30 protein-coding genes and 1 pseudogene are annotated in these 26,272 nt (G+C 37.3%); 4 read left to right on the forward strand and 27 right to left on the reverse strand.

Features of this window, described 5'->3' with window-relative positions:
* Positions 1–466: pseudogene (locus HMPREF1152_RS09735) on the forward strand (IS256 family transposase); the annotation flags it as partial.
* A gap of 18 nt (positions 467–484) precedes the next feature.
* Here HMPREF1152_RS09735 and HMPREF1152_RS04480 read toward each other — a convergent pair.
* The 8 genes from HMPREF1152_RS04480 to HMPREF1152_RS04515 form a co-directional block, all read right to left on the reverse strand.
* Positions 485–1,027: an Ig-like domain-containing protein gene (locus tag HMPREF1152_RS04480; protein WP_009643990.1), complete on the reverse strand. Its 543-nt coding sequence runs from the start codon at positions 1,025–1,027 to the stop codon at positions 485–487.
* 719 nt (positions 1,028–1,746) lie between these two features.
* Positions 1,747–3,021, reverse strand: coding sequence for a hypothetical protein (locus HMPREF1152_RS04485; RefSeq protein WP_009644000.1), 1,275 nt, complete (start codon positions 3,019–3,021; stop codon positions 1,747–1,749).
* 55 nt (positions 3,022–3,076) lie between these two features.
* Positions 3,077–3,973: a hypothetical protein gene (locus HMPREF1152_RS04490; RefSeq protein ID WP_009643983.1), complete on the reverse strand. Its 897-nt coding sequence runs from the start codon at positions 3,971–3,973 to the stop codon at positions 3,077–3,079.
* A 91-nt stretch (positions 3,974–4,064) separates the two neighbouring features.
* Positions 4,065–4,373 (reverse strand): SMI1/KNR4 family protein, encoded by a 309-nt coding sequence (locus HMPREF1152_RS09935; RefSeq protein ID WP_255348591.1) that lies wholly within the window; start codon positions 4,371–4,373, stop codon positions 4,065–4,067.
* 57 nt (positions 4,374–4,430) lie between these two features.
* Positions 4,431–5,120 (reverse strand): hypothetical protein, encoded by a 690-nt coding sequence (locus HMPREF1152_RS04500; RefSeq protein ID WP_009643996.1) that lies wholly within the window; start codon positions 5,118–5,120, stop codon positions 4,431–4,433.
* Between the two features lie 2 nt (positions 5,121–5,122).
* Positions 5,123–6,289, reverse strand: a complete 1,167-nt coding sequence (locus tag HMPREF1152_RS04505; protein WP_009643985.1) for a DUF6138 family protein — start codon at positions 6,287–6,289, stop codon at positions 5,123–5,125.
* Positions 6,290–6,359: 70 nt separating this feature from the next.
* Complete coding sequence (locus tag HMPREF1152_RS04510) at positions 6,360–7,172, reverse strand: hypothetical protein (RefSeq protein WP_009643978.1); 813 nt, start codon at positions 7,170–7,172, stop codon at positions 6,360–6,362.
* 49 nt (positions 7,173–7,221) lie between these two features.
* Positions 7,222–7,641 carry a hypothetical protein gene (locus HMPREF1152_RS04515; RefSeq protein WP_009644001.1) on the reverse strand — a complete coding sequence of 140 codons (420 nt, stop codon included), beginning with the start codon at positions 7,639–7,641 and terminating at the stop codon, positions 7,222–7,224.
* Between the two features lie 417 nt (positions 7,642–8,058).
* Here HMPREF1152_RS04515 and HMPREF1152_RS04520 point away from each other — a divergent pair, with 417 nt between their 5' ends.
* Positions 8,059–8,661, forward strand: coding sequence for an ECF transporter S component (locus tag HMPREF1152_RS04520; protein WP_009643993.1), 603 nt, complete (start codon positions 8,059–8,061; stop codon positions 8,659–8,661).
* Positions 8,662–8,926: 265 nt separating this feature from the next.
* Here HMPREF1152_RS04520 and HMPREF1152_RS04525 read toward each other — a convergent pair whose 3' ends face one another.
* The 10 genes from HMPREF1152_RS04525 to HMPREF1152_RS04575 all read right to left on the reverse strand — a co-directional run bounded on the left by HMPREF1152_RS04525 (position 8,927) and on the right by HMPREF1152_RS04575 (position 16,776).
* A complete protein-coding gene (locus HMPREF1152_RS04525) occupies positions 8,927–9,433 on the reverse strand; it encodes a hypothetical protein (protein WP_009643976.1) in 507 nt (168 codons plus the stop codon).
* 31 nt (positions 9,434–9,464) lie between these two features.
* Entirely contained in the window at positions 9,465–10,421 is a 957-nt protein-coding gene (locus HMPREF1152_RS04530) for an alpha/beta hydrolase fold domain-containing protein (RefSeq protein WP_198004081.1), read from the reverse strand.
* A 206-nt stretch (positions 10,422–10,627) separates the two neighbouring features.
* Positions 10,628–11,047, reverse strand: coding sequence for a hypothetical protein (locus HMPREF1152_RS04535; protein WP_009643981.1), 420 nt, complete (start codon positions 11,045–11,047; stop codon positions 10,628–10,630).
* A gap of 60 nt (positions 11,048–11,107) precedes the next feature.
* Positions 11,108–11,338 carry a DUF3784 domain-containing protein gene (locus HMPREF1152_RS04540; RefSeq protein ID WP_009643975.1) on the reverse strand — a complete coding sequence of 77 codons (231 nt, stop codon included), beginning with the start codon at positions 11,336–11,338 and terminating at the stop codon, positions 11,108–11,110.
* Between the two features lie 159 nt (positions 11,339–11,497).
* Positions 11,498–11,953: an SMI1/KNR4 family protein gene (locus HMPREF1152_RS04545; RefSeq protein WP_009643988.1), complete on the reverse strand. Its 456-nt coding sequence runs from the start codon at positions 11,951–11,953 to the stop codon at positions 11,498–11,500.
* 151 nt (positions 11,954–12,104) lie between these two features.
* Entirely contained in the window at positions 12,105–12,566 is a 462-nt protein-coding gene (locus HMPREF1152_RS04550) for a hypothetical protein (protein ID WP_039883583.1), read from the reverse strand.
* A 24-nt stretch (positions 12,567–12,590) separates the two neighbouring features.
* Positions 12,591–13,133, reverse strand: a complete 543-nt coding sequence (locus HMPREF1152_RS04555) for a GNAT family N-acetyltransferase (RefSeq protein WP_009643984.1) — start codon at positions 13,131–13,133, stop codon at positions 12,591–12,593.
* Positions 13,134–13,565: 432 nt separating this feature from the next.
* Complete coding sequence (locus tag HMPREF1152_RS04565; RefSeq protein WP_009643991.1) at positions 13,566–14,504, reverse strand: hypothetical protein; 939 nt, start codon at positions 14,502–14,504, stop codon at positions 13,566–13,568.
* A 4-nt stretch (positions 14,505–14,508) separates the two neighbouring features.
* Entirely contained in the window at positions 14,509–14,934 is a 426-nt protein-coding gene (locus tag HMPREF1152_RS04570; protein WP_009643998.1) for an SMI1/KNR4 family protein, read from the reverse strand.
* An 18-nt stretch (positions 14,935–14,952) separates the two neighbouring features.
* Positions 14,953–16,776 (reverse strand): DUF262 domain-containing protein, encoded by a 1,824-nt coding sequence (locus tag HMPREF1152_RS04575; RefSeq protein WP_009644004.1) that lies wholly within the window; start codon positions 16,774–16,776, stop codon positions 14,953–14,955.
* A 282-nt stretch (positions 16,777–17,058) separates the two neighbouring features.
* On the opposite strand from HMPREF1152_RS04575, the gene HMPREF1152_RS09860 reads away from it, so the two are divergent.
* Both HMPREF1152_RS09860 and HMPREF1152_RS09865 read left to right on the forward strand, forming a co-directional pair.
* A complete protein-coding gene (locus HMPREF1152_RS09860) occupies positions 17,059–17,706 on the forward strand; it encodes an IS110 family transposase (protein ID WP_009643979.1) in 648 nt (215 codons plus the stop codon).
* 45 nt (positions 17,707–17,751) lie between these two features.
* The gene (locus HMPREF1152_RS09865; RefSeq protein ID WP_009643994.1) at positions 17,752–18,228 is read left to right on the forward strand and encodes a transposase; all 477 of its coding nucleotides are present in this window, start codon (positions 17,752–17,754) and stop codon (positions 18,226–18,228) included.
* Positions 18,229–18,390: 162 nt separating this feature from the next.
* Here HMPREF1152_RS09865 and HMPREF1152_RS10050 read toward each other — a convergent pair whose 3' ends face one another.
* The 9 genes from HMPREF1152_RS10050 to HMPREF1152_RS04620 form a co-directional block, all read right to left on the reverse strand.
* The gene (locus HMPREF1152_RS10050) at positions 18,391–18,597 is read right to left on the reverse strand and encodes an IS3 family transposase (RefSeq protein WP_009643977.1); all 207 of its coding nucleotides are present in this window, start codon (positions 18,595–18,597) and stop codon (positions 18,391–18,393) included.
* Between the two features lie 186 nt (positions 18,598–18,783).
* Positions 18,784–19,221, reverse strand: coding sequence for an IS3 family transposase (locus HMPREF1152_RS09560; RefSeq protein ID WP_009643987.1), 438 nt, complete (start codon positions 19,219–19,221; stop codon positions 18,784–18,786).
* 59 nt (positions 19,222–19,280) lie between these two features.
* Complete coding sequence (locus HMPREF1152_RS04595; protein ID WP_009644003.1) at positions 19,281–19,571, reverse strand: transposase; 291 nt, start codon at positions 19,569–19,571, stop codon at positions 19,281–19,283.
* A 608-nt stretch (positions 19,572–20,179) separates the two neighbouring features.
* Positions 20,180–21,163, reverse strand: coding sequence for a hypothetical protein (locus HMPREF1152_RS04600; protein ID WP_009643989.1), 984 nt, complete (start codon positions 21,161–21,163; stop codon positions 20,180–20,182).
* A gap of 30 nt (positions 21,164–21,193) precedes the next feature.
* Positions 21,194–22,573 (reverse strand): adenylate/guanylate cyclase domain-containing protein, encoded by a 1,380-nt coding sequence (locus tag HMPREF1152_RS04605; RefSeq protein ID WP_009643992.1) that lies wholly within the window; start codon positions 22,571–22,573, stop codon positions 21,194–21,196.
* Positions 22,566–23,300, reverse strand: coding sequence for an adenylate/guanylate cyclase domain-containing protein (locus HMPREF1152_RS04610; protein WP_009644005.1), 735 nt, complete (start codon positions 23,298–23,300; stop codon positions 22,566–22,568). The genes HMPREF1152_RS04605 and HMPREF1152_RS04610 overlap by 8 nt, the downstream gene beginning before the upstream one ends.
* 11 nt (positions 23,301–23,311) lie before the next feature.
* Positions 23,312–23,869: a hypothetical protein gene (locus HMPREF1152_RS04615; protein WP_009643982.1), complete on the reverse strand. Its 558-nt coding sequence runs from the start codon at positions 23,867–23,869 to the stop codon at positions 23,312–23,314.
* A gap of 98 nt (positions 23,870–23,967) precedes the next feature.
* Entirely contained in the window at positions 23,968–24,114 is a 147-nt protein-coding gene (locus tag HMPREF1152_RS09280; protein ID WP_009644002.1) for a SymE family type I addiction module toxin, read from the reverse strand.
* Positions 24,115–24,573: 459 nt separating this feature from the next.
* Positions 24,574–26,256, reverse strand: a complete 1,683-nt coding sequence (locus HMPREF1152_RS04620) for a recombinase family protein (protein ID WP_009643997.1) — start codon at positions 26,254–26,256, stop codon at positions 24,574–24,576.
* Positions 26,257–26,272 lie beyond the last annotated feature (16 nt).

Genomic DNA, 26,272 nt, shown 5'->3' on the forward strand with positions numbered 1-26,272 from the left:
CAACAAATTCCTGAGCCAGATGTCCCGTGACGAAAATGGAAACTGGAGATACACACATAAAAGGTTGTTAAAGGCACAGCGCTCCATTGTAAGGCTGATAAAAGAAAACAGCATGTTCATATATCTGGATGAGCAGTTAAGTCAGGAAATAGATGAATTGCCGTCAACGAATAATCGGATCGAAGGAGGCGTCAATTCGAGGATAAGAGCATTGCTCCGGGACCATAGAGGGTTATCTGTCGAAAGAAGAATAAAAGCGGTCTTCTGGTGGTGTTATATGCACTCACCGGAGCCGCTTTCTGTGTCTGAAATATTGAGAGTGATGCCCACAGACAAGAGCATTTCAGATATATACGAAAGAATTTCGGATAGCGAAAAACGCACCTCAACTATCCCTATGTGGGGTGATGCTATCGTCTGGAGTGAACTCCATAGAGAGGACAATTATCCTTCTTACTGGGATTAGCAAAACACGTTTTTTGTCCTATAAGCCTTGATTTACCCACTGAGGCTTCTTAAAATTAACCTCTCCTGCAGGGATTACTTTTCCATTCACAGTTAGAGTTACCGGAATCTTGCCTGATTCACTTTGTTCATCACCATTAACATTGATATTAAAATAAAACGAACCGTGAACACCGGAGTGTTCTTCTGCGTATTTTGTATAAGTCAGAACGATTTTCCCGGGTTTTTCACTGTACATGGTGCCCTTTGCAATTATATTATCTCCATCCTTTATCTCAAAAGTCTCAGGTGGTGAAGTTCTAAACCCTATTGGCAAGGTCATTGTTGTCGTGTCTCCTGCCTTTACCGTGTTGTCCGGCAATTTATACTCTGCATATACCCTAAACGGTTGCCATGGACCGATCATGGCACCCTCTTTAAAAGCATTTCCATCTGCGTCAGTAATCCATGCCTTTGTTATTACATTGCCCGGCACTTCTGCTGCACGTACTGTATTACCAAACTGTAACACAATCGAACAAAGCAGTACTATTATCAATGTAATACTGAAACTTTTTCTCATTAACTTCGTTTCCAATTTTCCTTCCTTTCTCCTATCATTTCTAACGATTAATCTCTAATTCCCTTATTATAAAATTTATAAACGAAAATTTATAAATCCCATAAATCAACTTAATATTGCTGTGCATAATGTTGTGACTTAATTATAAGTTTTAAAGGTTGGTTTAAGTTTCAAAATATAAGTTTAAATTCTATCTATACATTATTTCTGATTGTATATGATTGATTGTGCCATGTCAAATATTTGTCTTTCTACCCATTTTACAACGTCCAAATGAACTAACAATTGTCCTTCTTGCAAAGAAATATACTATAATCTCAACATGTCGAGAGTTGCAGCAGATATGGATATTAGTCATCTGACTATTGGGTCAGAGCTAACGGAGTTAAAATACTAGGTAACTACGCAATGGTTTCAGCTAGCTATACGATACACCCTAAAGGTTCCTTAATTCCAAAGAGAGAGGGTGCGGACGAAAACCTTGACACAGATTAGGACTCTGAAAGGATTCCTTGATGTATTCAAAAGAACAGAGATTAATATCTTCTCATCTTCGAGAACTTACTAATCTCTGTATTCTTTTAGGTTCTAATCAATGGAATATTAAACCTACAGCACAAATAAAACTCTATACTCCTTATTTCGTCGTATTTACAAATGTGTACACTCTTGAGTTATTACTCGCATATCAACTCTCTTTTCTTTTCATTTAGCAATAATTATTTCTTCTCAAATAATCGTTTTAATAATCCTTTTTTTCTAAAAGCTTCATCCGCTGAAACACGTTTGTAAATTTTCGGTTCTTGTTCGATTACCGGCTGCCAACCTGATTTTAATGTCGTCTCTCGAAAGCTGTTTGTATCTGCGTTCCCAGGAGCAAACAATGTTTCCCTACCTTCCATCTGTCCTCGACCTAACGCACAAACGGCACCAGTCTGCCCATTAACCATAAAATAAACTTTAATTCCGTTGTTCATCTTATCAAGAAAATAAATCGGTAGCATGACCGTTTTGACTGTTCGTATTTCTTCTCTTATCCAATTTACGCGATATTTTTTTGAAGAATACAATTTCTTGAATGCCGTGACAATCTCCGGTTTTAATGTATTCTCCCTGATAAATAAGGCCGGCGAGCTATCCGCCTTATAAGTTTCATCAAAGCCGATATCACCTTCCGCAAACTTTGCGGAGAATGGAGCAATTGCTGACAAGTCCCACGGACCGATATCATTCAACATGTGCTGATTGTGATCGTTAGTAATCGGAGTGACCAGGTTTATACAATCCTGCAGAAGTAAAGCGGCGCCTTTTTCAGTCTCAACCTCGACTAAGAAACTTGAATCACTAATTCTAAAAGGCACATAAAATTGCCAAAGCTCATCGACTCTTTTTTCGAGATTTTGTTCCTTAAAAGCATTCGGTCTTAAGGCGGCAAAGCGTAAAATAATACGCTTTGCTTCTTCTCTGGAAACTGAAAACGGGATAGCGAAATGAGGGAGTAACTTATCGCCATTATCAATTACTTCGTATGATTTGTAGTCCTTTGATTGCAGGATCTCGTCTTTAATAAACTTATTGCGACAGTAATCACAATGCCAAATATTTTGGGAAGCAAAAGCTTCGACCTGTGCACCACACATAGGGCAACTATGAATAAGGAGTTCTCTTGTGCTATAATTTTGCCTTTTTTGGTGATCGAGGAACTTTTGTTTTGCAATATATTGCCAGTTTTTATCCGCCTTCCACCCTTTTCCATGGCTCATGTCACGACTATCACCGAGGTGCTTAAGACGATAGCATTCATTTTCAACAGTAACCGGGATGTGATCGAGATGAAAGGATGTTTCCTCAACGCCATCATCGCCTTCATAAGGCATTAAATTTCTGCAATACAAACAAAAAAATCCATTTTTCGAGGTATCATAGTAAACAGGTGCTGCACAAGTAGCACATTTCATGGCTTTAAACTTCAAACGATTTTTCTCTTCCGGCATAGCTTTCTCCTTTACGATAACTGCCCATTATTTCCACCCTTTTTTAGATGGAGAATTATCTCCTAGAATTCCTGAGTTCCAGATCTATTTCACCAACACTCATGCTTGTGCGAACATCCGGGTTTTCGTCAAACCTTTTGCTCAATTCCTTAGTAACGCTCGATCTAAATTCGTCGCTTGTCTTTTGTCTGTAAAAATCAAAAGCATCATAGGCTCCGCTACAGCAAAAGCCCCAGTCAGACAGATACCCAATAATATCAAAAACACTATCGTTGTACTTTTCAAATCTCTTAGTAGCAAGACTCTTTAGATACCCTGAAATACAGTATGCAAAGGAATAGTAGTATGCTGGATCACGAAAAGAATTATATTCTGCACTATGAAAACTTGGATCGATAATCCTAGCTTTTTTCACATCTTTAATTGTCGGCTTAGATGATGTCCTGATATCAGTTTGTAGGTAATGATAGTAGGTTTCCTTGTCACAAAACCGTCCTTCTACCGCTATTAATGCGCCATATAACCCGTCTTCATACTGAAATATCATTACGGCACCATTCTTGTATTTACTCTCCACAGGAACAGGCGGAGCAACCCTCTTCTTCGGTTTCTCTTTTTTTACACTGATTTTCTCCAAGAATTTCTCTAAATACGCAGTTCGCTTCTTTAGAAAATTCTCATCAGCACCAAGTTCTTCAGCAATAGCCAAGTCCTCTTTTGATTCGATAGATTTCTTTATATCAGATAAAAAAGCCTCATCTAATTGCCCTATTTCCCACAGGCAGTGCGCCAGGGCAAACATCACGTTGAATCTATCATCGTCATCGATGTCTAAAGACAAATCATTCTTGATATTATTAGGCTCTTCTCCGCGATTATATCTTTCATAAAACTCATCTTTGATATCAAGAGACGTATCGTTGCCAAATATTGTTGCGCTCCATGTCCCCATATTCGTTTACCCCCTATCATACAAATTGAAATTTTATTCTTCCATAAAATACTTATACGCTTCTACTTCAATCTCTCCGCATTTGTTTATACTAAGCTTTACCATGCTTAAACATTATTCCAAGCCATTTCTTTGCATTTTCGCAGTTGCTATCTATAGGCGTTTTATGATCGTTTGTAAAGGCTTCCCACTGCCAATCCTCACCACCTACGCACCCGATTTTTGTATATTCCTCCAAAAACTCTTGGAACGAATTTGCCATTACATAGCCATGTAGCTCGCTTCCATCATGGCTTAGATATACGATTTTCCCATAGCTTTCTTCTTCTAGGTCAATAGCAAATAAATCACCATTACTTACTTTTTGAAATGCTAATTTATTGTGAAAGACCTTTTCTATTCATAACCTAAGCTCCATCAGATATTTACTAAACCATTTCACTGAAATATATATTGTCTATATAGACTTCGTTTCGAGTAATTTTAATCCATATTCTGAAATGAATTTTTCTTTTTCAGAATTTATTTCCCGCCTCTCTTGTAGATATTCCTTTAGCTCTATTTCTCCCTTGTGTCTTTGCTCTGTTAAGCGTTTTCCTCTCTTCTCTATTTCAAGATAAGAGATTATAGTAAAAAACGATGCGCCCGGATTCACCTTTTTGAGCCTTGAATATTCCACCACGTCATACTGCAAATCAAACATTTTAATCTTAGGTGTAACTTTGATAAAGTACCTGTTTAAGTTATTTCCCCCAAATTCTTTTTCTAACATCTCCCATTGCTCATTTGGCAGAACGCAAAAAGCGAAAGTATCATCTTCGGCACTGTCGACAAGCAGGCGAATTGAAAAATCATCTTTGATTACTTCATTTATCGATTTTATCGTTGTGTCTCTATCCATCTTTTCTTGATAAGGGATCCTCGTGCTTTTATCTTTATAAATTAAAATGATATCATCCCCATACGGCTTTTTATTGTCCTCCCTGCAGACAGAAATCATATTGCCTATTGCCTTATTAAAATATTTTACAATATCCTCGTCATACTCGCGCCAATCAATTTCAACGAGCGCATTACTTTCCCAAAGCTGATCTGTATTTTGTGGATTTATCAAAAATCCCTTGATTGCTTCATTACTTTTATTCACAATTACCTCGCGGATTTTTTATATAAGGAAACCAACTTCTTTGGTAGTTCCTGTATGTTTTCCTCGCACAGCTTATATAATTCAAACCCTTTTTCTGTGAAGCCAAACTTTTCTATATAAGCAAGAACAAATTCGCCTTGAATGCTTTGATGTTCCCCGTCACAAAGGGCTAAATAATCGCATACAAGCTCGTGATTTTTTTCATCGTATAGTCCTAATGCAAATACAGCAAAGGTTCCCGGCATCGCACAATATTCGCCATCCAGATTTAGATACCACTCAAACTCATTCATCGCTAATTTAGCATATCGCTCAATTTTATCATGGAGCTTAGGGTAAAGAATTGCATTAGCAAAGAGCCGGTTTACACCTTTCTTCGGAAGCTTTTTGATTGGAAGATATACTTTGCTTTGCCCTTTGAACTCGATAGCATAGCTGTGAGAAAATCCGAACTCCAGCAAGTCGCACAGGTAATCCAAAATTTTGCTATAGCTTTCCTCAGACTCATTTTTTACCGATATTTTTATAGTGGCAAAGGCGTCATTTGCAATGCAGGAAAAATCTTCCGTCTTGCGTTCTGCGATTTCTTTTGGTATTGATCCGCTGCCGTTTTTCTTTATCTGTGCCGGAAGTTTACTTCCAAGTACCGTGACTAAATCAAAGATTTCTTTCGTAAAACTCTTATCAAAGCTATGACCGTATTTGGTAAAGCAAACTGCGATATAGCAAGCGAACTTAAGTTGCTCATCAGTTAGCGTATATCCTGGGTTCTCTGGATTTAATACCCATTTGTGCTCATATTCACTGTCACTTGCATCGCAGAAGAACGGACTTATTAAGACCCTCTCTATCCACTCTCTGAGCACTCTGTCAACGTCCCATTGCCAGCCACATATTGCTCTCATCTTATCCGTGAAGGCTTCTGCACTTTCGCTTATAAAACCATTGCAATGAAGGTCATATAGGTAGTATTCGAGAACCGAAGATACAAGAAATTCTTTGCCTTCTACTCTAAAGCATGGCCATGAAGGGTAGCCTGCTTTTGCTCTCGTGCGTGCTTTGTGGGCCTTTCCTTCTTGTATTTCCTTGATGCATATGTCAAGGTATCTCCTTAAGCTCTTATCTCTGAGAACATCATCAAAGACAAAGTATGTTGGTTTATCGCCCATAAGCTATGTTCCCCTCCAAATTTACTAAAACATAATAAAACTATTTGCAGCATTTGATTCAAACGCCTAATTATTTCTCATTAACTTCGAACCCTCTTATCAGCTCCCATGTATCTTTAAATTTAAGATTCGAAGTCTTTTTGTCTATGGAAATTTTACTATAAATGTCCTCCAACGTGGAAGCAGGTGAGAGAATTCCTAATACACAATCTTCCAATTCCACTCGCCCTATTTTCTCAAATCTATCTATGAGCCGCCCTAAATCTTTATGGTTAAACCAACAATCCGTCTTCAGGCAGTATGATGTATTCTGTTTTCCACACGCAATTTCACTGTTTATAAAATCATCTATACTAGGTTTTTCTTTTTGCAGTAATTGTGTACATGCTAAGTGATATTCTATTTTTCTCGGTCCTTCATCCACCGAGGACACAAAGCAAACACCATACTCATCATCAAATTTTATCGCAAGAACATCTCCTGTTTGAAAGTAGGGTTTTCTTGTAGTCTTTGACTTCGGTACCTTGACAGGCTTTGGATTTTCGTTTTCTAATTGTATTGCTAATTTATCCAGGTTCTTTTGCCTTTGATTTAAGGCCTTGCCGTCTATTTCAAGCCAAAATTCATCTGCTCCTTTTTTGATGATTCCTATTGTTTTCTCTTTTACATCATCTGGCAGGTGTCCAATTTTCCACAGCGAATAAGCAAGCGCCGTCCAGTAAATTTCAGAATAAAAATCATCGATGCAATAGTCTTTTTCTTCAGCTAGCATGGTTTCGACGATTTTATCTGCACTCATCCCGTCCTTATAGCTCCCGATAACATAATTATAGATATCGTACCCTGTATCGCTATCTATAATTTTCACACCATCTATTGCCATAATGCATAATCCCTCATAATTTTTCTTTAGCGCTCAGTGTCCTCTGTAATCAATCAAAGCTTTTATCCTTAATAGGTGGGATACTGAAAAATGTATCTCCTATCTTTACCCTCGCATAAAGTATTCCATCTTTATAAACATATCCATCAAATGGAGGATACCCATCTAAGGTCTTGAGTACTTCGTCCGGCAAATAGTTAGGATCATAATCTCTTAATGCAGCTGAACCCATCACTCGCTCTGTTATTTTCGCATGTATTTCTTTTTCATACTTTGCGTAAAACTCGCTCCGGTTTGTTTCATAAAGCGAGAGATCGCCTTCATCGATTTTATAGTACCTGTCATATTCGGCAATCCAAGCAATATAAACGCATAGCATATATTCCTTTATCTCAGGACAATAAACTATTTTGAAATAATGTTCACTATCGATTATTTTGTTTTCTATGCTTATTTTCCCTGTATACATTCTCCTGCAACTCCCCGTATTACAAAAACTAATTTAATTAAAGACCGTCTTATACAATTTTTTCATTTCCCTTGAATATTTTTCTGCACCCGGAATACGCAGTCTTTTGTAATAGTCCGCCAAAATGTCAGTATGATTCTTCGATCGCATCATCTTACTTAACATACTTGCCACTCTTAATTCCTTTATCTTCCGATTTCTCGTCATCCTTCGGAATTGCCCAATACACTTACATTATATTGCAATCTGCGAAGCTTCTCAAATCAAAAAATAACCCATGATATAATCAGTTCACATCGGCATCCTATCGTTGTAACTGTGCCCTGTAAATTTTCAGGCTAATATAGTTAAAAACTGTTCGGTAATAATAACGTGATTTGTATAATGAATATGCATGGATGTACGGAGGGAATAATAATGATAGAAATAAATAAGCATACAAGCGGCTCAAGTCGCTCTGAGAAAAGCGATAATACTTTAATTTTCGTAACCACAGCGATGATGACTGCCATGGTTATGATTGCGACTACTTTTTTCAAGATTCCTAATGCTATGGGATATATTCACCTTGGAGATGGATTCGTGCTACTTGCCGCAATAATTTTACAAAAGAAATATGCATGTTTTGCAGGAGGTGTTGGTGCAGGATTAGCTGACATATATGGAGGTTACGCTGTGTGGGCTCCTTGGACGCTTGTAATCAAAATTGTGATGGTTTTGATAGTCCAATTGTTCTTTGATTTTCTCACAAAGCGCGCATCAAATGGAAAGCATATAGCTAAGATTGCAGGAATTCCTTTTGCAGAGCTCTTCGCATATGTACTTGCTGTTCTTTGGACGGTATCAGGATACTACATAGCTCAAGGGTTCATTTCCGGAAATTGGATAGCCCCAGTCGCAGATGTCCCTGGAAATGTACTGCAAGCAGCTGTTGGTTCTATCATTACAATCTTGGTATCCGTTACTCTCGAAAAAACCTCTCTCGGAAGAAGCTTTTACTATAGGAGGTCTACTCTCTAAATCCTTGTAGAAAGTGAAACTATAGCGAATTTTAGATTTGTTCACATATGTTTTAATACCTTCATCCACTTCTTTTGACGATGTCGATAGAATACATTTGCCCAACTCCATACGATGACGGTCTTCCGGCCTGCACCGATTTCAACTTCATCGGAATAGTCCGTTGTGCCATTTCCATTATCTTTTAATACGATGCGATGGTTCCAAATCGGAACATGAGTGTTTGTTTCATTTGTATATATTCCGTTTTTCTTGAAATCAAGATTTATCTTCCTAATAATCCAACAATCAAAGCTTGAATCGCCGCTACAAACGGTATGATCAGAAACGGAGTTAATACAAAATGTTCCATGATTGCTAAATGCTTCATCCAGTTGCCGAACTCATAATCAGGGTGTCCTTCTGTCCCCGGAATTACGATTTTATCCTTATATTTGCCTTGAAACAGCAAACAATCCAGCAGAAAAAAATCCCCCAAGTTCAATATGCTCCACTGAATATATCCCATCCAAAAAAGATTCCAAAACCCCGAAACATTTGTATGCAAAAGACTTACAGCCGAATATATAAAACAAATCCCACAAATTACGATTGTTAGGATGAGATTTATCTTTTTCTCTTTTTGGGTCATTTGTTCAGGTGCAGATTTCTGAATCGCCTTTGGATAAGAATCAAAAAAATATCTCGGATTAATAAGCACCCAAGCAGCTACTGCACCGTTAAAGATAGCAGCTATTGCAATTCCGTCCAAAATAGCTCGTATTACATCCATAAAACACTCTCCCCGCAAGAAAAAAAGTTTTTCAACATTTCCTTTTGTGATATTCAAGCATATTTTGCCAACCAGTCTTTGATTCTTTTACAATCGGAAGAAATGGATAACAATGATATAAATTTTCTCCTATTTCCGAAATAACCCTTACACCACACTCTTCTAATTTAGTTTTGATAGGTTCATATGCGGCATATAAGACTTCATCACTTCCATAGGAAAGATAAACCTCCTCCAATCCGTGATAATCTCCCTTTTCAAGATAAAGCATGTATTCCGGAATAGTTTTCCCATGAGTCATGATTTTATCAATAATTTCCATATAAGATACACTTAATAAAATATCCTTTTTATCAAGTATGTGCCCTTTCCTGATCAACTCTTCATCTGTAAAACACTGTCCGGGAGACGATGCATATATTCGTTTGGGCACTTCAATATTCTCATGCATTACATTTATATGCGACACAAGGCCTAATGCAAGTGTCGCGCCTGAAGAACTTCCTGTAATAAGAATATTCGAAGCACTATAAGTATTTAGCATGGACTTATACAAAGCATAGATCCAGTCAAAGACTTCATCAATTGTATGGTTTATGCAAAGTGGATAATATGGAATTACCATATCACGACCGCTTTCAACAGCTATTTCCAAAGCCTTTTTAATAGAATTAGGACGAGGATGTACAAGCATTCCACCTCCTATTATAAACAAACATACTTCCTTTGTCGGTTCCTTGTGAGTTATGTAAACAACTTTCTCTCCATAAAAATCTTTAATTTCATAATTTATTTCACTATGGGAAAGCACAGGAATTTTTGTTTTATCCATACTCTTTCGAGCTTTTGCAATCATATCCCGTTCATTTCCATTAAAATGTTTTTTAAATCCTATTAGTTTAAGAATCAGTTTTAATAAACGATATTTTAATGATAATCCGGACATTATTTCACCTATCCCTTTCTTTGCTTGTTCGTTTTTATACATCAAATCAGTGCCTTTGATTGTTCATTTTATTTTTGTGACCCAAGCATTTTTCTAGGTTAGTTTACTCTAACATCATATTCCTGTTTACCTTAATTTTCAAGAATTTTGTTTTTCTCTTTATTATAACAATCCGGTTTATACATTTTTAATATTCATGAATCGTTCATTTGCCTTTATCATTTTTTCATATGATATAGACGTATAATTTATTTCTCGACACGATACACCATATCTCCGCTATTCCAAATGTACATAATTGCCGACACTGGTGGTTTCTCGTCTTCCCAAAGCCGGCCTGTATATGTTGTTGTGTTACCAAAATAGCCTTCTGTGATTATTTCAAACTCTGAGCCTGCATATTCATCCATAAATTGCTGTAATTCAATAGCTCTTCCATAAAAACGGCCTTCACCCAAAGTTTTATTAAATATCAGTACATCACACATGTCCAAATCACAATCTTTAAAAAATACTTCGCCCGGATAGGCTTTTTCTTCACCATCCACAAATTGAAAAATTTTATGTACCTTTAATGTCAAAGTCTTATTGTGATATTTTATCTTATTCACCCTGCTGTCATGAAGGCTAAAAAGGATGTTGCTTTTTCTATCATGTATAAAATCCATATTATTCCTCGTATATAATAAATATGATCATGTATCCATTACAGATACTAATTAACACATTCAAGTGCTTCGCATAGCAACAATCAAGTATAAGCCAATCATTAGCAAAGCAATTCCAAGTAGTAATTCAATAAGGCCAACTTTTCTAGCATAAGATTCTGTTTTCTTACCAGCTTTGCGGTTAGTTTCATAATCATTGATAAGATTGTACTTTTTCTTAAAGTAGTTTAAGTATCCAAACGTTGAAAAAGTTGCACCAAGTGCTAATAAAATAATTTTTAATAATGTCATAAATTTAAACCTACAAATTTCAAATTTTTTCTTTTAATTATTGTCTCGCTTTAGTCCAAATTGATCCTATAAAATAAATTCTAGAGCGGATACAAACTATGACAATAAATAATCATCTTAAACGTCTGTAGATATGCCATTTAATAAATATGCTTAATATCAGATATTGTAGGCAGAAAAGCTTTCTACCTGCTCTACTAGATCTAAAATAAGCTCAGAGAAGCTCTCTGAAATTTCCTCAAGGTCAGCATAATCATTGTTATATCCACGTACTTTGCCGCTTTCAAGGTCTATAAACACGATGCTCCCATCACCTAAACCGCCGATAGGAAATGCTGGGCCGTGTTCACATTCACACATATATTCCTCATATACCTCTTCAAAGATGGTATAGTTTTCCGTTAGCTCCTTCAAATCAAAAATCCATGGCTCTGCCAAATAGCAACCGCCTAAGTTAAGTAGTAGCCACCTGTACTCTGATGGTATGGAGGTGTAATTTGCTTCGAACTTTTTTACATCTTCCTCTGACTCTGGCCTAACACCTTCTGTAAAGGCACTTGCTTCATAAGCCGCCTTAATCCTGCCCTGATATTTTTCTAATTCGATATTGCACATGTTGATCTCCTAGTTATTGGGGTTATCCATCGTTTCTTTAACATATTCTTCAGTGTCTTGTATCTCTAAAATCGTTGGATCTAAGTGACAGAGTAGGTTCCAATCTTCGGCATCGTTTTTTCTGTAGATAACCGCCGTATGGATTCTTCCGTCATAAGGACAACTTATCCCAATCCTGCACCGATTCTATTACCGGGATCCAACTGTCTATTTGGAATCTTTCTTCTATCCACGGCTCCGCATAGCCGTCAAGAATAAGCACCCCATTACATTTTATATGGGCTTTTGCCTCTACTATGTCTAAGATTTCTATCCTGTATTCACGTAAAGGTTCATTTTCATAAATATAAAATGAATCCTCACGCTCTTCACTATCCAAAGCTGTCTTTACTGAAAATGTAGTCCCCACCAATTCCTTTACAACGCTCTTATCCGTATCTATCGGATTGATACAGAGGGAAGGTGAAATCTCATTTCCCTCAAAATCCCCAGGCTTAAATCCAATGTCTACAGCCCATGAAGCGCTTTCCTCTCGGTCTGCTTTAAATAACATGAGACAACTCCTTCTATTCTCCCAATCCTCTTGAAATGTAAAATCTTTTATCTTTAACATTTTGCTCTCCCTACAAACTGAGATTTACTTATATGAAATCCAGTCCGCCTTTGATAGACAGGTTATGTGTTCTGTGCGAAGAACACCTTCCAATGCACATGGAACGTTCTCTTTTGTATGATGATAACGGAAACCACATTTTTCTTGAACTCTCTTTGACTTTGTATTGCCGTCAAAATAACCGCACCACAGTTTCTCCAGATTCAGGTCATTAAATCCATGTCGCAAAATCTCACGAACTGCTTCTGGTATAAGACCCTGACCCCAATATGGAACTCCTATCCAGTAGCCAATCTCCCCCTCAGTATCAGGAATACCTTTATCACTTGCAGAGCCGATCATCAACCCTATACTACCAACTGGCTTCATTGTTTCTTTTAAAACTACGGCATATGTCTCAGGTGCGAAAAAAACATTTTTTATAATCTCCTTACTGTTTTCAATACTTGTATGTACAGGCCAACCTGCAATCGGACCAACCTCTGGATTACTGGCATATTGAAATAAATCATTGGCATCTCTTTCTTCCCATGAGCGAAGAATCAATCTTTCCGTTTCTAAAATCATTTGTCTTCCTTTAATTCAAACTTGTCTTTTGTTTAAAATAAATCTCATTATAAATTCCATAAACAACTTAGAAAACTTTGTGACAAGTTCAGGATCAAGTGTAGTGGCTAAGTTTTCTTCATTAGGTCGCGTGGGCAGTACCAGCTTTTAGTTTGCGTCAGTACCTGATTTAACTAAAAGGGCAACTGCCTCAGCATGGCTAGACACGTCCATTTTGATGTCAGGGCATATCGCTGTTCGCGGAAACAAGTCAGTCCGTATTCATCAGAACTTATCCACTTTTCGCCCGTTCGCCTCGACCTGTCCGTTCGCGGAAACATATCCACGGCTTTCAAGAAAGCCGCATGAAATGGGACTTTTTCGGGCATCGCGGTTTTCGCCGTCTCAACCCTTGCCCGGTTTGCGAGTGGATGGAATTTCATCGTCTCAACCCTAATCATCGTCGTGTTTGCCACCACGCATATACGGATTTACATGAACTGTCTTCCCATTCTGTTGACGATCATATCCTGACACATTATGTTCCCGTGGTGATGATCGCTCGTCCGGATAATCTCTTTCGGGCGGTGATTCGTCATAATCATCCATATCAGACGAATCCGTAAAGTCGTCATCCGAGGAAGAAGTGCTAAAGTAGTCATCCGAAGAAGATGATCTTGAACCACTACCTGATCCCTTACCGCTATTTGCAGCTGCAGCTGTACCAATGGCAATGGCAGCTGCACCGACCCATTTTACAATTATTGGATGCTGCTCACCAAATCCTTTAACAGCCTCTACCACATGAAGAACCTTTTCTCCATAACTTTCATGTACCTCTAGCGGAGTTACAGCTGCCATTTTAGGCGAAGTGCTTTCTGAACTGCTTGCAGTTTTCTCTTGCTGTGAAGGTCGGCTACTTTGCTCCACAGGTTCCTTAGCATCTGATTGACCTACACTACCTTTATCATTACTGCTTTCTTGTACTTCAATAGCAGGACGTTTCACCGGTTTACTAAGATTAAGTGCTTCACAGGGAATAGGCTTATTTTCTCCAAAATCTACGAACTCCTTGGTGTCCGGATTGTAATACCAATTTGTCGGATTTTGCCAACTGCCTTTATGAGCCTCCAGATGCTCTTCTCTTGTAAGAAACTGTATATTATCTGGATCGCCCTGATATTCCGGATATTCAGCCGCGCTCTTCATGTGCTGTCCTTCAAAAGCTCGTCCGTTATCGTCATAAGCTTTCCCTTTATCCGGATCAAGAATATCCTGCTGTTGTTCCTTAGTCCAATCTCTTGTTCCTTTTCCTTCTGCTACTAATGCCTGTTCTCTTTCCCAAGCAAGCCTAATGGCCTTATTTCTTTCCTTTATACTCGTTTTTGACATAGGATCACTCTCCTATACCAAGCAAGTCATAAAGGTCGTTTAAGAGAGCAAAGAAGTCATCATAAACCAGCTCGTCATCTATACTTCCGGTTTCATTGTCAAATATCGCGATTTTCTCCCCGACCTTTTCACATAACACAGGATCGCCAGAAGCCAAAGCTCCTATGACGATGTAATCATCATCCGGCATATCGTCATCTTCGATATCGATCAAAGGCTTATGTGCCACGCCATAAAGTTGAATACCGGCAGGTAAAAAGAACTCGCCACCATCCGAATAACGAAGCCACTCTTTATATTTCTCCGGTAATTTAATTTTATTGCTTTCCTCAAACTGAGAAATTTGTTCTTCCGTTGCAGCTTCAAGGAAGGACATTTTCCCTTGCCCATTTAGTTTATCAACAACAACTTTCAATTCTTCCGCTATCATTATCTGTATTTCCTTTCCTTAGACAAACATCTCTGTATTCCACACCAGATTAACCAGCTGCATGAGAAGCTGAATCCGCTCAGTGATTTCTGTCTTTCTGAACTGTGCGTAAGGCTTGAATCCCAGACCGTTATCAGCTATGAATTTCTTGAACTTCGGATTGTTCTGATAGGCCTGATCTCCCAGCGACTCGGTATAAATGTTTCCTTCATTGGAGCAATACTTCGAGAGCTTGTAATCATATTTGGAATCGTTCAGGCTGGCATTGATGCTCTTGTGCAAAAGCAGCAATGCGCCGAAACTATTTCTCCACCGTCTGAATTCTTCCTGATCAGCGTATTCGCTTGTGAACCACTCGTAATGGTCCGTGATGATATGCTCGATTTCAAATGGATTCTTTGTCTGCGTATTCATGTAATTACAGTAATTTGAAGCCACTCCGGTCTGCTCCTCTATATAACCGGTGATGCGGGCAAGCATATTCTTGATGTACTTCTTAGTAAAGCTGTTCAGACGCAGCTCAGGAAGTGCCGCTGCCGGATCATAGGCAAGATTCTCATATTGAGCTTTCAGTCGAGCCTTCAGGTCATCGATACTGCATCTGCGGATGTTCTTCGTTACGTTGAATACATAGTTTTTGATAGTACTGTAATCAACGGATTTGTAATTCGTAACTCTGGCAGTGATCAGCAGGTCAATGAACCGGGCTACCAGATTTATTTTTTCGATGATGACCGGCCATGTATCCTCATAGCAAATCGGTGCCAGCAACAGCTGCGGTTGAAGCGTAAAATTGACCTGCGCATTGTAATAAATGTACTTTGTCTCTTCCGCGAAGGTGCTCTCTGCCTCGCGGATTTTCTTGTAGACATCAGCGAACTTCGAGAACTTCATGATGAAAAGTTCGAAATCGTCCGTTGTGGAAAGGCCCAGCTTATCTCGCTCATCACGTACCCATTTATGGAAAGAGCCACCAATAATATCAAAGTCCTGATTCACAGCACCGGCTTTCGTTTCACGAATAGTCTCCGCGTACTGTGCTCTCAGCCATGCTTTGATAAAAGTCTCATCGCCCTTGTCATCATCCTTCTTGAGCGAAAGGACCTTATCCTTCCAGACGTCATTCAGCTTTTCACGCTTTGAATCGTCCTTAATTTCAGATAGAAGATAACCCTTCAACATTTCTGTCGATGTCAAGCTAAGACCACGGTCATTCATCGTTACGAAAACCTTATGCGCATCCTGCTCTGTTGTGGCAACAATCTCAATGAAGAACACCTTCTCGGCCAGCCAGTCGCAGAAGTGCAAAAGCATATCGTCCGTTATATCATCAGCAGGGAAGACGTCGATGATATCGTTGTATCTGCCATAAAGATTTTTCACGGATTCGCCAACATCAGTCGTGTCATATGGCTGGTCATTAAAAATAGCATTCATGCAATCTGACCTGTCCTCAACATTGATATTGAAAGACTTTGTGCCATAGGCTTCGGAGAAAATCATCTGCTCGATCATGTTGTAACTCTGGCCAAGCGTGCGCAGCCTGTTATTGAGATACATCAGCAACAAGGTAAGTGACGAAAACCTCTGCTGCCCGTCAATGATGGCATTCTCTCTTCCTGCCAGAACAATGGAGCCCATGAAATATGCGCCATAATCCTGTACCTTCTGACGGCTGTCTCCCAGAACATAGTAATCCAAAAACTCTGATGTAAGGTCATCAATCAGCTCTTCGATATGCTTTCTCTGCCACATGTATTCCCTCTGGTAATAGTGAATGGAATACTTCGTATTTTGCAACAGCTGCTTCAAGCTCTTAGGAGAGCCTTCAATCTTTTTCATGTGTTACGTATAATCCAGTTACCTGATATAGGTCTAGATTTTTCCTTTCTCCGAGCATTCTCGGTGATTTGATTTGTCCTATGTAATATTTTACGAAGCACTGTGGATTTGTTTCTATGTCTTTACAGCTTTGACTGTTATGAGGTGACTCAAACCACAGTTTTTCATCTCTATTGCTAATTAGTTTGTCAACGCTTAGACGTTTCTATTCACGTGTTTACATAGGCGAAAACTCTGTGGAAAACAGCAGTACTCTAATATTTCTCAAAGGAGGTTTTCACTATGTTTCTTGTCGGAATCGACATCTCCAAGTACAAGCACGATTGTTGTATCATTGATAGTGATGGTGTAGTAATTCGTGAGCCATTTAGCTTCAAAAATGATGCCGATGGCTTTGCTTTGTTCTTCGATACGCTTAATTCTCTTCCAGATTCAGAAGACATAAAAATAGGGTTTGAATCTACCGCACACTATGCTCTGAATCTGAAGTTATTTCTTGAAAAAGCCCACTACGCTTTCATTGAATTCAATCCTGTACTTCTCGCGAAGTTCAACAAGTCACAATCTCTCAAAATAACCAAGACAGATGCAATTGATTGCTACTCCATTGCCCGCTGGCTAGGTAAGGTAGAGTTCAAACCCCATACAAGTGGATTTTACCATACCTATTCTTTTAAATCACTAACAAGACTTCGCGAAACCCTTGTTAAACAACGTTCTTTTTATCTGATTAAGATAACTAACGTCCTCGATGTTATATTCCCTGAATTTAAGCCTTTTTTCAATAACAGATTAGGTGCTACTGCACTTTATCTGCTTGAAAACTATGGTTCTTCTGAAAAAATATATCGCATGAACTTTGCTTCATATGATTATCTACGAAAATTATCTTGTGGTAAGTTTTCTATTCAAAAGTTTATAAAACTTTAGGAATTAGCAACTACTACCGTTGGTGAATCCAATGAGATATTTCTAATGCAGCTTAACAGCTTATTATCTCTGTATCGCCAATGTGTTTCTGAAATTGAATCAATCGAATTTCAGATTACTAAACTAATCAATAATATCAATCCTCACTATATGACGATTTCAGGAATCGGACCTCTATCAGCTGCAGTAATTTACGCTGAATTTGGTGACCTATCAAAGTTTAATTCGCCTGCTCAAATGCTGTCTTTTGCCGGTATTGAGCAAGGTTACTATCAATCCAGCACCTCAGAACACGGTGGACATATGGTCAAAAGAGGATCATCTCATTTGAGATACACCCTTATGAATCTATGTATTCCATTGATTCAATACAATTACGTTTTTGCTGCATATTACGACAAGAAGCGTTCAGAGGGTAAACCTCACAGAGTAGCATGTTCGCATCTTGTTAATAAACTTATTCGTGTCATATATCATCTTGAGAAGAATGACATCGATTTTGACTCTTCAAAACTTTGCTGATTGAGTAGTGGCAACCAGTGTTTTTCCTAAAAGCCTCCCAATCGGGGGCTCATTTAGAATGCCATAAATTATTTTCTAAAATTCACTTTACTTTGAATAATTTGTCATCTCTAACAGTGGAATTGTCAATAATTGTGCAGTCAGTAAACCTACAAAATTATTCTAGGCAGCCATTAACTTGTTTTTCTCCATCAGCCTTCGGTATGCTGCCGGAGGAAGACCGTCTGGATTTGAAGTGTATATTCTAATCCGATTGTAATAGGTGAAGACATATCTGAAGATGACAATTTTCACTTGATCCTTATTCATCCTATATGTTGGGATCCTGTAAAGGAGCTCCTTCTTAAGAGTAGCAAAGAAGCTTTCCATGCGAGCATTGTCATAGCAGTGACCTATTCCGCTAAGACTTTGAATTATATTGTGACGGGCAAGCGCCGCTTTGAAATCTTCGCTGTTATACTGGCTGCTGCGACCGCTGTGCAGGATAGCCCCTGCAATATGGAACTGTTCGTAGTAGCCTTAAAACTGTCAATGAACAGTTCCCTGCGCATATTGTCACGCATCAACAATGAAAGTATTTCGCCGTTGAAGCAATCCATTATTGGCGATATATAATTTGCCATAGTAGCAAGCTACTTGAGATATGACTGTCAGCAACTTATGATATGGTTCATCAGAATGAAAGTCCTGTTTTATCAGATTCTCTCTTTCCTGAATCTCCGTAGTTGCTTTCGTTAGGCCAAGAGGCTTGCGCCTGCGTTCATGTAACCAGCCGTTTTCATGCATTATACGTGTTGCCCTGTGTTTGCCGACTTTGATGCCCCGCTGAGCTAGTGCGAGGATCATTCGCTTAATACCGTAATTATCGTTAAATGAAGCTTCGTTAAGAACTTCCCGCATAGCAGCCGAAAGAACTGCATCCTTACCGGGTTTATCGAGACTCCTTACATATCTGTAATAGCCAGTCTCGCTTACCTCGAGGATATCACACATGATGTTTACGGGCCATCTGTTACGATGTTCATAGATGAAACCGAACAGCTCATGTGCCCTTACTTCTTCCGACCTTTTGCGAAAAAATCTAAAGCCTCTTTGAGAATTTCATTGGCTCGTTCTGTTTCGCGAAGCTTAGCTTCCAGCTCCTTGATCCGGCGATCCTTTTCGGAAGGAGGCGGAGCACTGTATCCGCTTCCAATGAAAGTTTGCTCACCGCGTTCCTTTCGGAGCATACGCCAGTCGGCCAATGTGTAATATTTGAGGCCGAGCTGCTCAGCAGCCGCCTTCACACCGATCTCATCGGATAACTGAAGGGTTTGCAACTTGAATTCTTTGTCGTATTTCATACGCTCCCACCTTTCTGATGATATGATATCACTTATTGGTGGATTTAACGACTGCATTTAAATGATACTACTCCACTCTGCTCTTGCGTCCTCAGTCCTACCTCCTATGGAGCGTTTGCTCCATTACGTCTTCGCTACTTGCTCCTCGTCGGACATGGATTCTCGCCATCAGAGTTCCATTTGACTTTAGGTTGTTCAGCCCTTCGCTCCGCTCCCATTACAGGAGTTTCGTCACTACTATGGCCTTGGCTGACTTCTCATGGTTCGTTACTACTGCGGCTTTGCCGTCCGTGAGACCTCACGGGATAAGTCGTCAATCTTTCCTCATCTACCTGCCTAATTTACACATACGGGTTATGACCAACTTTTGGACTTCACGACTTTGCGCTCGCTTATCCGCCGTATGCACCGCTGTATTAGGTTTCTGTTCGTCAGGCTACGATTTCGCTATCCCTTCTTCTCGCCCAAGCCTCGCAACTTGAACCTTGGGAGTCGCTATGGGGTTCGTCGTTGGCTACGCCCCTTGTGGACTTTCACCACAGATTGACGGAATGCCCGCCATACACAAAAAATAACAGGGTTTAAATTTAGACCCCTGTTATTTTTTTCTATTCATCATTCATTCTCTGTTTTGAAATCTCACTAGCCTCATGGATTGTGTTAGCTGTTAACAAAGTATCTAACATAGCCCATTTACGACCAGACGCATATATTTTACCAGTTTTAACGGTTTTTGATGGTATTATAGCTTCACCTAGGCTATAAACAAAATATTCGTGTTCTTCCTGTACATCTGGCATTTCTATAATCTCGCTATGCAAGTTTTTTGTAACAGTATAACCCTCAATATGATGAATTGTTTGTAACCTCCCATCATATCTAAATGCTATGTAGTTTGGGGGTTCTTTTGGCCATCCATTCATACCAAAAGGATGAAAATAATTCATTTTCTGGTTTACTATTTCTATCCAAGTTAAATCACAATTTTCTGGTTTGGTAGATGCCAGAGAAACCACATATACCCAGTTAGATTCTTTTGCCTGCATAGTCATTATTCCTCCCAAATATTTCATTAGCTCTTTTAATAAGTTTTTTTGTGTTATATTCGAACTCGCTTTTGCAAGGTTTGCCAATTCATATATATTCTTCCATGACAGATGAGTTACAGGAATATCATTTACAACCTTAAAAGGTAAATATGCATTTGCATACTCCACACTACATTCTGACATTGAAATAATAACTTTGTGTAGAGCTGGACTTTCTAAAATATTTCGTCTTTTGGAGTATAAGGTAAGTTGATCCGCTCCTGGTAAAATCCACCCTCGCTTAGCTTCTATAGTTATATAAAACGAATTGTCATCTGTTATTTCTAAATCTGTTATACCTTTATCCTTTTCAAATTCCTGATATTTAATCCTTACATTTTGTGGATTAATATCTATAGATATAACCTCCTTAATCACAGATTTAAGAAATTCGGGGCATTGAGCTAACGCCCATGCAATGCTTTTTGTTATATCATTTTCAAGATTTCCAATTAACTGAAATACACTACTTACTTCAGTTCCATATGCAACTAACTCTGACATGCCATTATCTCCTTGCCAATACACAAGCTATTATCTTCTGTATTCTAAATCTAACCAATCTTTAATCTCTTCAAACTCTTTAAATTTGGTATCAGATAAATCATTTTTGTTGAGTCTATAATATAGAGCTGATTTTAATCTATCACAATATCCAACTGCCTTTACAATTTTTTTAACTGTAGACATATTTAACCATGCATATCCTTCTGCCTGTTCCACTAAAAAATCATATGCCTTATCATACATTTGTAAGTCTTCATAAATGCTAACCATAGCATAACTCACCTTTTGCTTTACTTCGGATCTAGATTTTCCTATTTTTCTGCCTGCTAAAATAGCATTATTAAGATTTTTTTCCCAGAAATCTACTCCCATTTCTATCGTATATAAAGCTTTACAATGAGCACTTCCCAGAATATCGCAATAGAATTTATAACGATTAAAGTTAAATTCAATTTCTTTTGAAATATGTTCTTTTTCTTTATCATCAAACTTTGCAATTTTAGATGCCAATGTACTCTCGTTTGATTTTAACTTTTCTTCTCTCCTACCTAGTTCTATTGATTTTTGCTCAATTTCATTTACTTTTTTATTCAAAATAGAACTAATGTTATCCATCAAAGATATACTATGTTTATTCATTCCAGCGGGAAATGATTCAATTTCATATTCAACATCTATAGACAGATAGTTATTTTTAGATATAAAACCTTCTAGCAAATTACCATTATTTTCAATCTTAATATGATTCCAGTTTTCCTTATCTTCAATGCTAGAAATATTTTTATAAGTTGATGAACTTATAAAAATATCACCATTCTCAACCGCTCCAGAAAACTTACATGCAAGGTTTGTACTACTGCCAATCCACGCAATGCCATACTCACTTTCTGCTTCTTCTGATGATTTTCCTTTCATACCTACTTTAGATACAGATATTTCCCCAGTATGAATTCCGATTCCGCAAGATATTCTATAATCTAACGTACTATCCAATACTGGATTTAGAATTTTATCAATACAAGTAGTTATATATCTAGCTGCATTCACAGCTTTATCTTCCGACCTCCCATCCTCACCATCTATAAACATAGCAAGGACTCCATCACCCATAAAATCTTTCACAAAGCCGCCTGAGTATCTAATTGCTTGGACGATAACTCTAATATAGCTTCGGTATATTTTTGCCAGTTGTGTATTATCAAATTGTTCTGGAAGCTTTGTGGATTTTCTCATATCAACGAATAAAACAGATGTTTTGCAATGATATATTGTATTTGAATCCGATAAATCTTCTACTTTAGGCAAAAATGATGATATTTCACTTTCCAATACCTCAGAATTAACTATTCTATCTACTGCAGATTGTAGTAGTTCTAATTCTGATTTATTAATCTTTTTTTCAGACACCCTCTCCTCCTTGCTCTAGGAAAAAGGCACCATTACCCGCTGAAGTAAATTTAATCTTTCCGCCTTTTCCTTTTGGCCACTCATTTTTTATTTTCTTCGAAACCTTTACCTTATTTCTTACCTGATTTGCATATTTAGAGGCGATATTAATGCAATCTCCAAAGGCTTTTACATCATATGAATTTTCAATACCTATTTTTGTGACAATTACACTATCAAATGTTACTCCAACACCAATGCTAATTTCAGCTCCTAGATTTTCATCTGTAATTATTTTATTAATTACCTTTTGCAAAACAACTAACATATCTCTTCCGCATAAGCCAGCATTCTGGACTGCCTTAGATTTAACCATATCATCTTCAACTCTTGCGATTTTCCCACCCCAAAATACCATTAACCCATCACCCATTATATCAATGACCTTTCCATGATAGTATTTTACGACTTCTAGTAAAGCTGTTAGAAAAATGTGCATTGTCAAAAATGTTTTCTCTGCTCCCACACTCTGTGCTCTCATAGTGGAATCACGCATATCAACAAATAATACTGCAAAATTTTCTTTATCATATGATCCAAATTTAAGTTTCTCTTCATCAAAACCAGGTATAGCATTGGAAATAGCCTTAGAACTATGTTCCAAAATACTTCTAGTGTGAATGTTATTTTTTGCAGTTTTATAATGCTCATATGCACTAAAATATATTGCATCTATGTCTATTGCCATGAAAGAACCCCCTAATATTTATATAAAAATGCTAACAAAAATAACACCCCTATGCTAAAATTCGATGCCGAAAGACACCTAATTACCCATTTATATAAATTTAGCTTTTGCCTATTTATATCATTCAATTTATATAGCTCAGCAGCCATGTTTTCTAAAATATCAGCATCTGTCATTTGACTAACATCTTTTTTATACATTTCGAATGTATAATCCTCTACCGATTTAGCAATAAACCATTTTGAGTTATATTTAAGTTTAGGCTGATGTCCTTTTATAGTTAAAATACCAAATACGAACACTCCTACAAAACTAATGATGAAAATCAATAATAAAATAACTGATAGGACAGAAAATACATTACACGGTTTAATCATTATTAGCTGATTCATTATAAATTCATAGCATTTTGTAATTATAGCAATCATAGCTGCCATTATAGCCATAATTATGGAAACTTTTGTATCCGTCAAATGTATGTATGAAGAAACATCAGAAATTGCACTTGATAAAAAGGCTTGCTTTGTTTCAGTATTTTTATGCTCAATTTTTTTACTTTCTTTTCTCACAAAACACCTCCATTTTATAAAATATATTTTATCACATTAAGTTGTGTTTTTTATTATCTAAATCACAATATGTAGTCGTCATATTTTTAATGTAATTATCAATTTTTACAATGAACCCGATATTCCTGACCTACTTTAAATCCAAAATTCTCAAGCCACTTACCTTTCATCATAATTGTTGGTATGTCATTATGATTATATCCACTCATGCCATACACCTTCAATGTCCGCTTATTTTTCTCCATATTTAACTCCTCATCATAAAATGCTATCGTTAAATTATGCACCCTATTACAGATTTGACTTATCATTAACTCTATGTAATAACTGCTATTTAATAATTATTACCTATATGAGTATAATAAACTTGCACTAAATCCTTTGAAATTTGGGGATTTCACATATGCACCCTTATGTATAATTGTATCAATATAAAGGTTGCGTTGTTTCCATATCAGTGCGGATAATTCATGTACATCAATTTATATTACATTAACTTAATCAACTATAATAATGACAACAGTTCTATTGTCACACACCCTAAAAACAATAGTCCTGTTGTTACGCCAAGCAAAAAAAGTAGTTCTGTTGCCACAACCCTCTATTTTCCAGTAGTCAGAACTATTGTCATAACACAGAAAAAGAGATTACAGTAAATTGTCCATTTACATGAAATCCTTTAATTTCAAGCCTTTTGTAGAGTTTTAAGCCTTTGTTTTTGACAGAAGAACTATGGTCTCAACTTGCTCATCATTGTCCAAACCTATATTAAAATCTTCATCAATGATAGGTAGCTTAAAAGTAATGGATTTTAGCCATTGTCCATTTGGTTGCTTCTCTTCATAAATTTGAATTTCAGAAATCAAAGCTGTAATTAACTGTCTACGCTCTACATCATTCATTACCTTGTAAAGTTTATCAAAATAGATCAAAATCTTATATATGTTATCTCCTGTAAGTTTCTCAGCTTCAATAGTTTGTTTCTTTGCTTTCGCATCAATTAACAATGATTCTAAGTTTTCAATCTTATCATACATACGATAAAGTCTATCATCTAAGTCCTGTTTTCTTCGTTTGTAGTGCTTATCATCAGCATCTAAATTATCTATTTCCTCAATTAGCTTAAATTTCGTAGAATGGCTCTTCCTCAATTCTTTCTGGTAATTATCTATCTCTTTTTCTATTTCAGAGGTATCTACCTTCATGTTAATTTTTTCTTGCATCATAGAAGCAAATTTGGGATTGCTTACTATCTTTATAATTACCTCAGCAACTGCATCATCTAACAATTCTTCTCTGATTTGTTTATTGTAAGTACATTTATGACCTCTTATCATATGCCTATGTTTACAGCCATAGTAATAAAAATCTTTATACTTTGTACCATCTTTCTTTTTCTTAATACACTTGTTTCCAAACATTCCCACTCCACATATTGGACATTTTACAATTCCTGAAAGCAGATGTGTGCGTGTATCTTTCCCTTTATTCACATGCTCATATTTCTTTGCTTGAGATTTTAACTTAACTTGAGCTGCTTGCCATAGCTCATCAGAAATTATAGCTTCATGAATACCTTCAGCTATTAAATATTCATCTTGTTCAACTTGCTTATATTCATTTCTTGTTCCATGAACTTTTTCTAAAGTTCTTCTTCCAAAGGCTATTTTTCCGTTATATACAGGGTTTTTTAATATCTTTCTTATAAGACCTGCATCAAACAATGGATTTTTCCCATTTTGTCTTGGAATTTTTCTTATACCATGATTTTCTAAGTATTTAGAAAGTCCATTTGCTCCAATGGTTGTATTTACATACTGATCAAAAATAGTTCGTATCGCAATTGCTTCTTCCTCATTGATTATCAATTTCCCATCAATAAGTTGATAACCATAAGGAGCAAAACCTCCATTCCATTTGCCCTCTCTTGCCTTTTGAATACGCCCTTCCATCGTTTGAACACGAATATTTTCCCTTTCAATTTCAGCCACAGCTGATAAAACTGAAATCATCAATTTACCTGCATCTTTAGATGAATCAATCCCATCCTCAACACAAATCAAATTGACTCCAAAATCTTGCATTGTTTGTAGAGTTGATAAAACATCAGCAGCATTTCTTGCAAATCTTGACAGCTTAAACACAAGAACAAAAGATACTCCATCCTTTCCGGATTTTATATCTTCCATCATGCGAGTAAACTGTATTCTTCCCTCAATAGATTTTCCAGACTTTCCTGCATCTTCGTATTCTCCAACAATTTCATAATCATTATAAAGAGCGAAAGCCTTCATTCTTGATTTTTGTGCCTCTAAAGAATAGCCATCTATCTGTATTGATGTAGATACTCTTGTGTAGAGGTATACTTTTATTTTTTCTTTTGACATAGCATTAACCTCAATA

Origin of the sequence: Mogibacterium sp. CM50 (assembly GCF_000293155.1) — a bacterium.
Classification (GTDB): Bacteria; Bacillota; Clostridia; order Peptostreptococcales; family Anaerovoracaceae; genus Mogibacterium; species Mogibacterium timidum.

What these genes read in the sequence shown, in the direction of transcription:
- HMPREF1152_RS04565 (WP_009643991.1), bottom strand. Translation starts at nt 14,504, where the DNA reads ATGTCAAAAACGAGTATAAAGGAAAGAAATAAGGCCATTAGGCTTGCT.
- HMPREF1152_RS04525 (WP_009643976.1), bottom strand. Translation starts at nt 9,433, where the DNA reads ATGGATGTAATACGAGCTATTTTGGACGGAATTGCAATAGCTGCTATC.
- HMPREF1152_RS04555 (WP_009643984.1), bottom strand. Translation starts at nt 13,133, where the DNA reads ATGATTTTAGAAACGGAAAGATTGATTCTTCGCTCATGGGAAGAAAGA.
- HMPREF1152_RS04485 (WP_009644000.1), bottom strand. Translation starts at nt 3,021, where the DNA reads ATGCCGGAAGAGAAAAATCGTTTGAAGTTTAAAGCCATGAAATGTGCT.
- HMPREF1152_RS04480 (WP_009643990.1), bottom strand. Translation starts at nt 1,027, where the DNA reads ATGAGAAAAAGTTTCAGTATTACATTGATAATAGTACTGCTTTGTTCG.
- HMPREF1152_RS04490 (WP_009643983.1), bottom strand. Translation starts at nt 3,973, where the DNA reads ATGGGGACATGGAGCGCAACAATATTTGGCAACGATACGTCTCTTGAT.
- HMPREF1152_RS09860 (WP_009643979.1), top strand. Translation starts at nt 17,059, where the DNA reads ATGTTTCTTGTCGGAATCGACATCTCCAAGTACAAGCACGATTGTTGT.
- HMPREF1152_RS09280 (WP_009644002.1), bottom strand. Translation starts at nt 24,114, where the DNA reads ATGGAGAAAAATAAGCGGACATTGAAGGTGTATGGCATGAGTGGATAT.
- HMPREF1152_RS04600 (WP_009643989.1), bottom strand. Translation starts at nt 21,163, where the DNA reads ATGTCAGAGTTAGTTGCATATGGAACTGAAGTAAGTAGTGTATTTCAG.
- HMPREF1152_RS04505 (WP_009643985.1), bottom strand. Translation starts at nt 6,289, where the DNA reads ATGGGCGATAAACCAACATACTTTGTCTTTGATGATGTTCTCAGAGAT.
- HMPREF1152_RS04540 (WP_009643975.1), bottom strand. Translation starts at nt 11,338, where the DNA reads ATGACATTATTAAAAATTATTTTATTAGCACTTGGTGCAACTTTTTCA.
- HMPREF1152_RS10050 (WP_009643977.1), bottom strand. Translation starts at nt 18,597, where the DNA reads ATGGAAAGCTTCTTTGCTACTCTTAAGAAGGAGCTCCTTTACAGGATC.
- HMPREF1152_RS04575 (WP_009644004.1), bottom strand. Translation starts at nt 16,776, where the DNA reads ATGAAAAAGATTGAAGGCTCTCCTAAGAGCTTGAAGCAGCTGTTGCAA.
- HMPREF1152_RS04550 (WP_039883583.1), bottom strand. Translation starts at nt 12,566, where the DNA reads ATGTTAAAGATAAAAGATTTTACATTTCAAGAGGATTGGGAGAATAGA.
- HMPREF1152_RS04535 (WP_009643981.1), bottom strand. Translation starts at nt 11,047, where the DNA reads ATGGATTTTATACATGATAGAAAAAGCAACATCCTTTTTAGCCTTCAT.
- HMPREF1152_RS04570 (WP_009643998.1), bottom strand. Translation starts at nt 14,934, where the DNA reads ATGATAGCGGAAGAATTGAAAGTTGTTGTTGATAAACTAAATGGGCAA.
- HMPREF1152_RS09865 (WP_009643994.1), top strand. Translation starts at nt 17,752, where the DNA reads ATGCAGCTTAACAGCTTATTATCTCTGTATCGCCAATGTGTTTCTGAA.
- HMPREF1152_RS04515 (WP_009644001.1), bottom strand. Translation starts at nt 7,641, where the DNA reads ATGTATACAGGGAAAATAAGCATAGAAAACAAAATAATCGATAGTGAA.
- HMPREF1152_RS04520 (WP_009643993.1), top strand. Translation starts at nt 8,059, where the DNA reads ATGATAGAAATAAATAAGCATACAAGCGGCTCAAGTCGCTCTGAGAAA.
- HMPREF1152_RS04530 (WP_198004081.1), bottom strand. Translation starts at nt 10,421, where the DNA reads ATGTATAAAAACGAACAAGCAAAGAAAGGGATAGGTGAAATAATGTCC.
- HMPREF1152_RS04595 (WP_009644003.1), bottom strand. Translation starts at nt 19,571, where the DNA reads ATGAAATACGACAAAGAATTCAAGTTGCAAACCCTTCAGTTATCCGAT.
- HMPREF1152_RS04545 (WP_009643988.1), bottom strand. Translation starts at nt 11,953, where the DNA reads ATGTGCAATATCGAATTAGAAAAATATCAGGGCAGGATTAAGGCGGCT.
- HMPREF1152_RS04610 (WP_009644005.1), bottom strand. Translation starts at nt 23,300, where the DNA reads ATGGCAATAGACATAGATGCAATATATTTTAGTGCATATGAGCATTAT.
- HMPREF1152_RS04510 (WP_009643978.1), bottom strand. Translation starts at nt 7,172, where the DNA reads ATGGCAATAGATGGTGTGAAAATTATAGATAGCGATACAGGGTACGAT.
- HMPREF1152_RS04620 (WP_009643997.1), bottom strand. Translation starts at nt 26,256, where the DNA reads ATGTCAAAAGAAAAAATAAAAGTATACCTCTACACAAGAGTATCTACA.
- HMPREF1152_RS09560 (WP_009643987.1), bottom strand. Translation starts at nt 19,221, where the DNA reads ATGTGTGATATCCTCGAGGTAAGCGAGACTGGCTATTACAGATATGTA.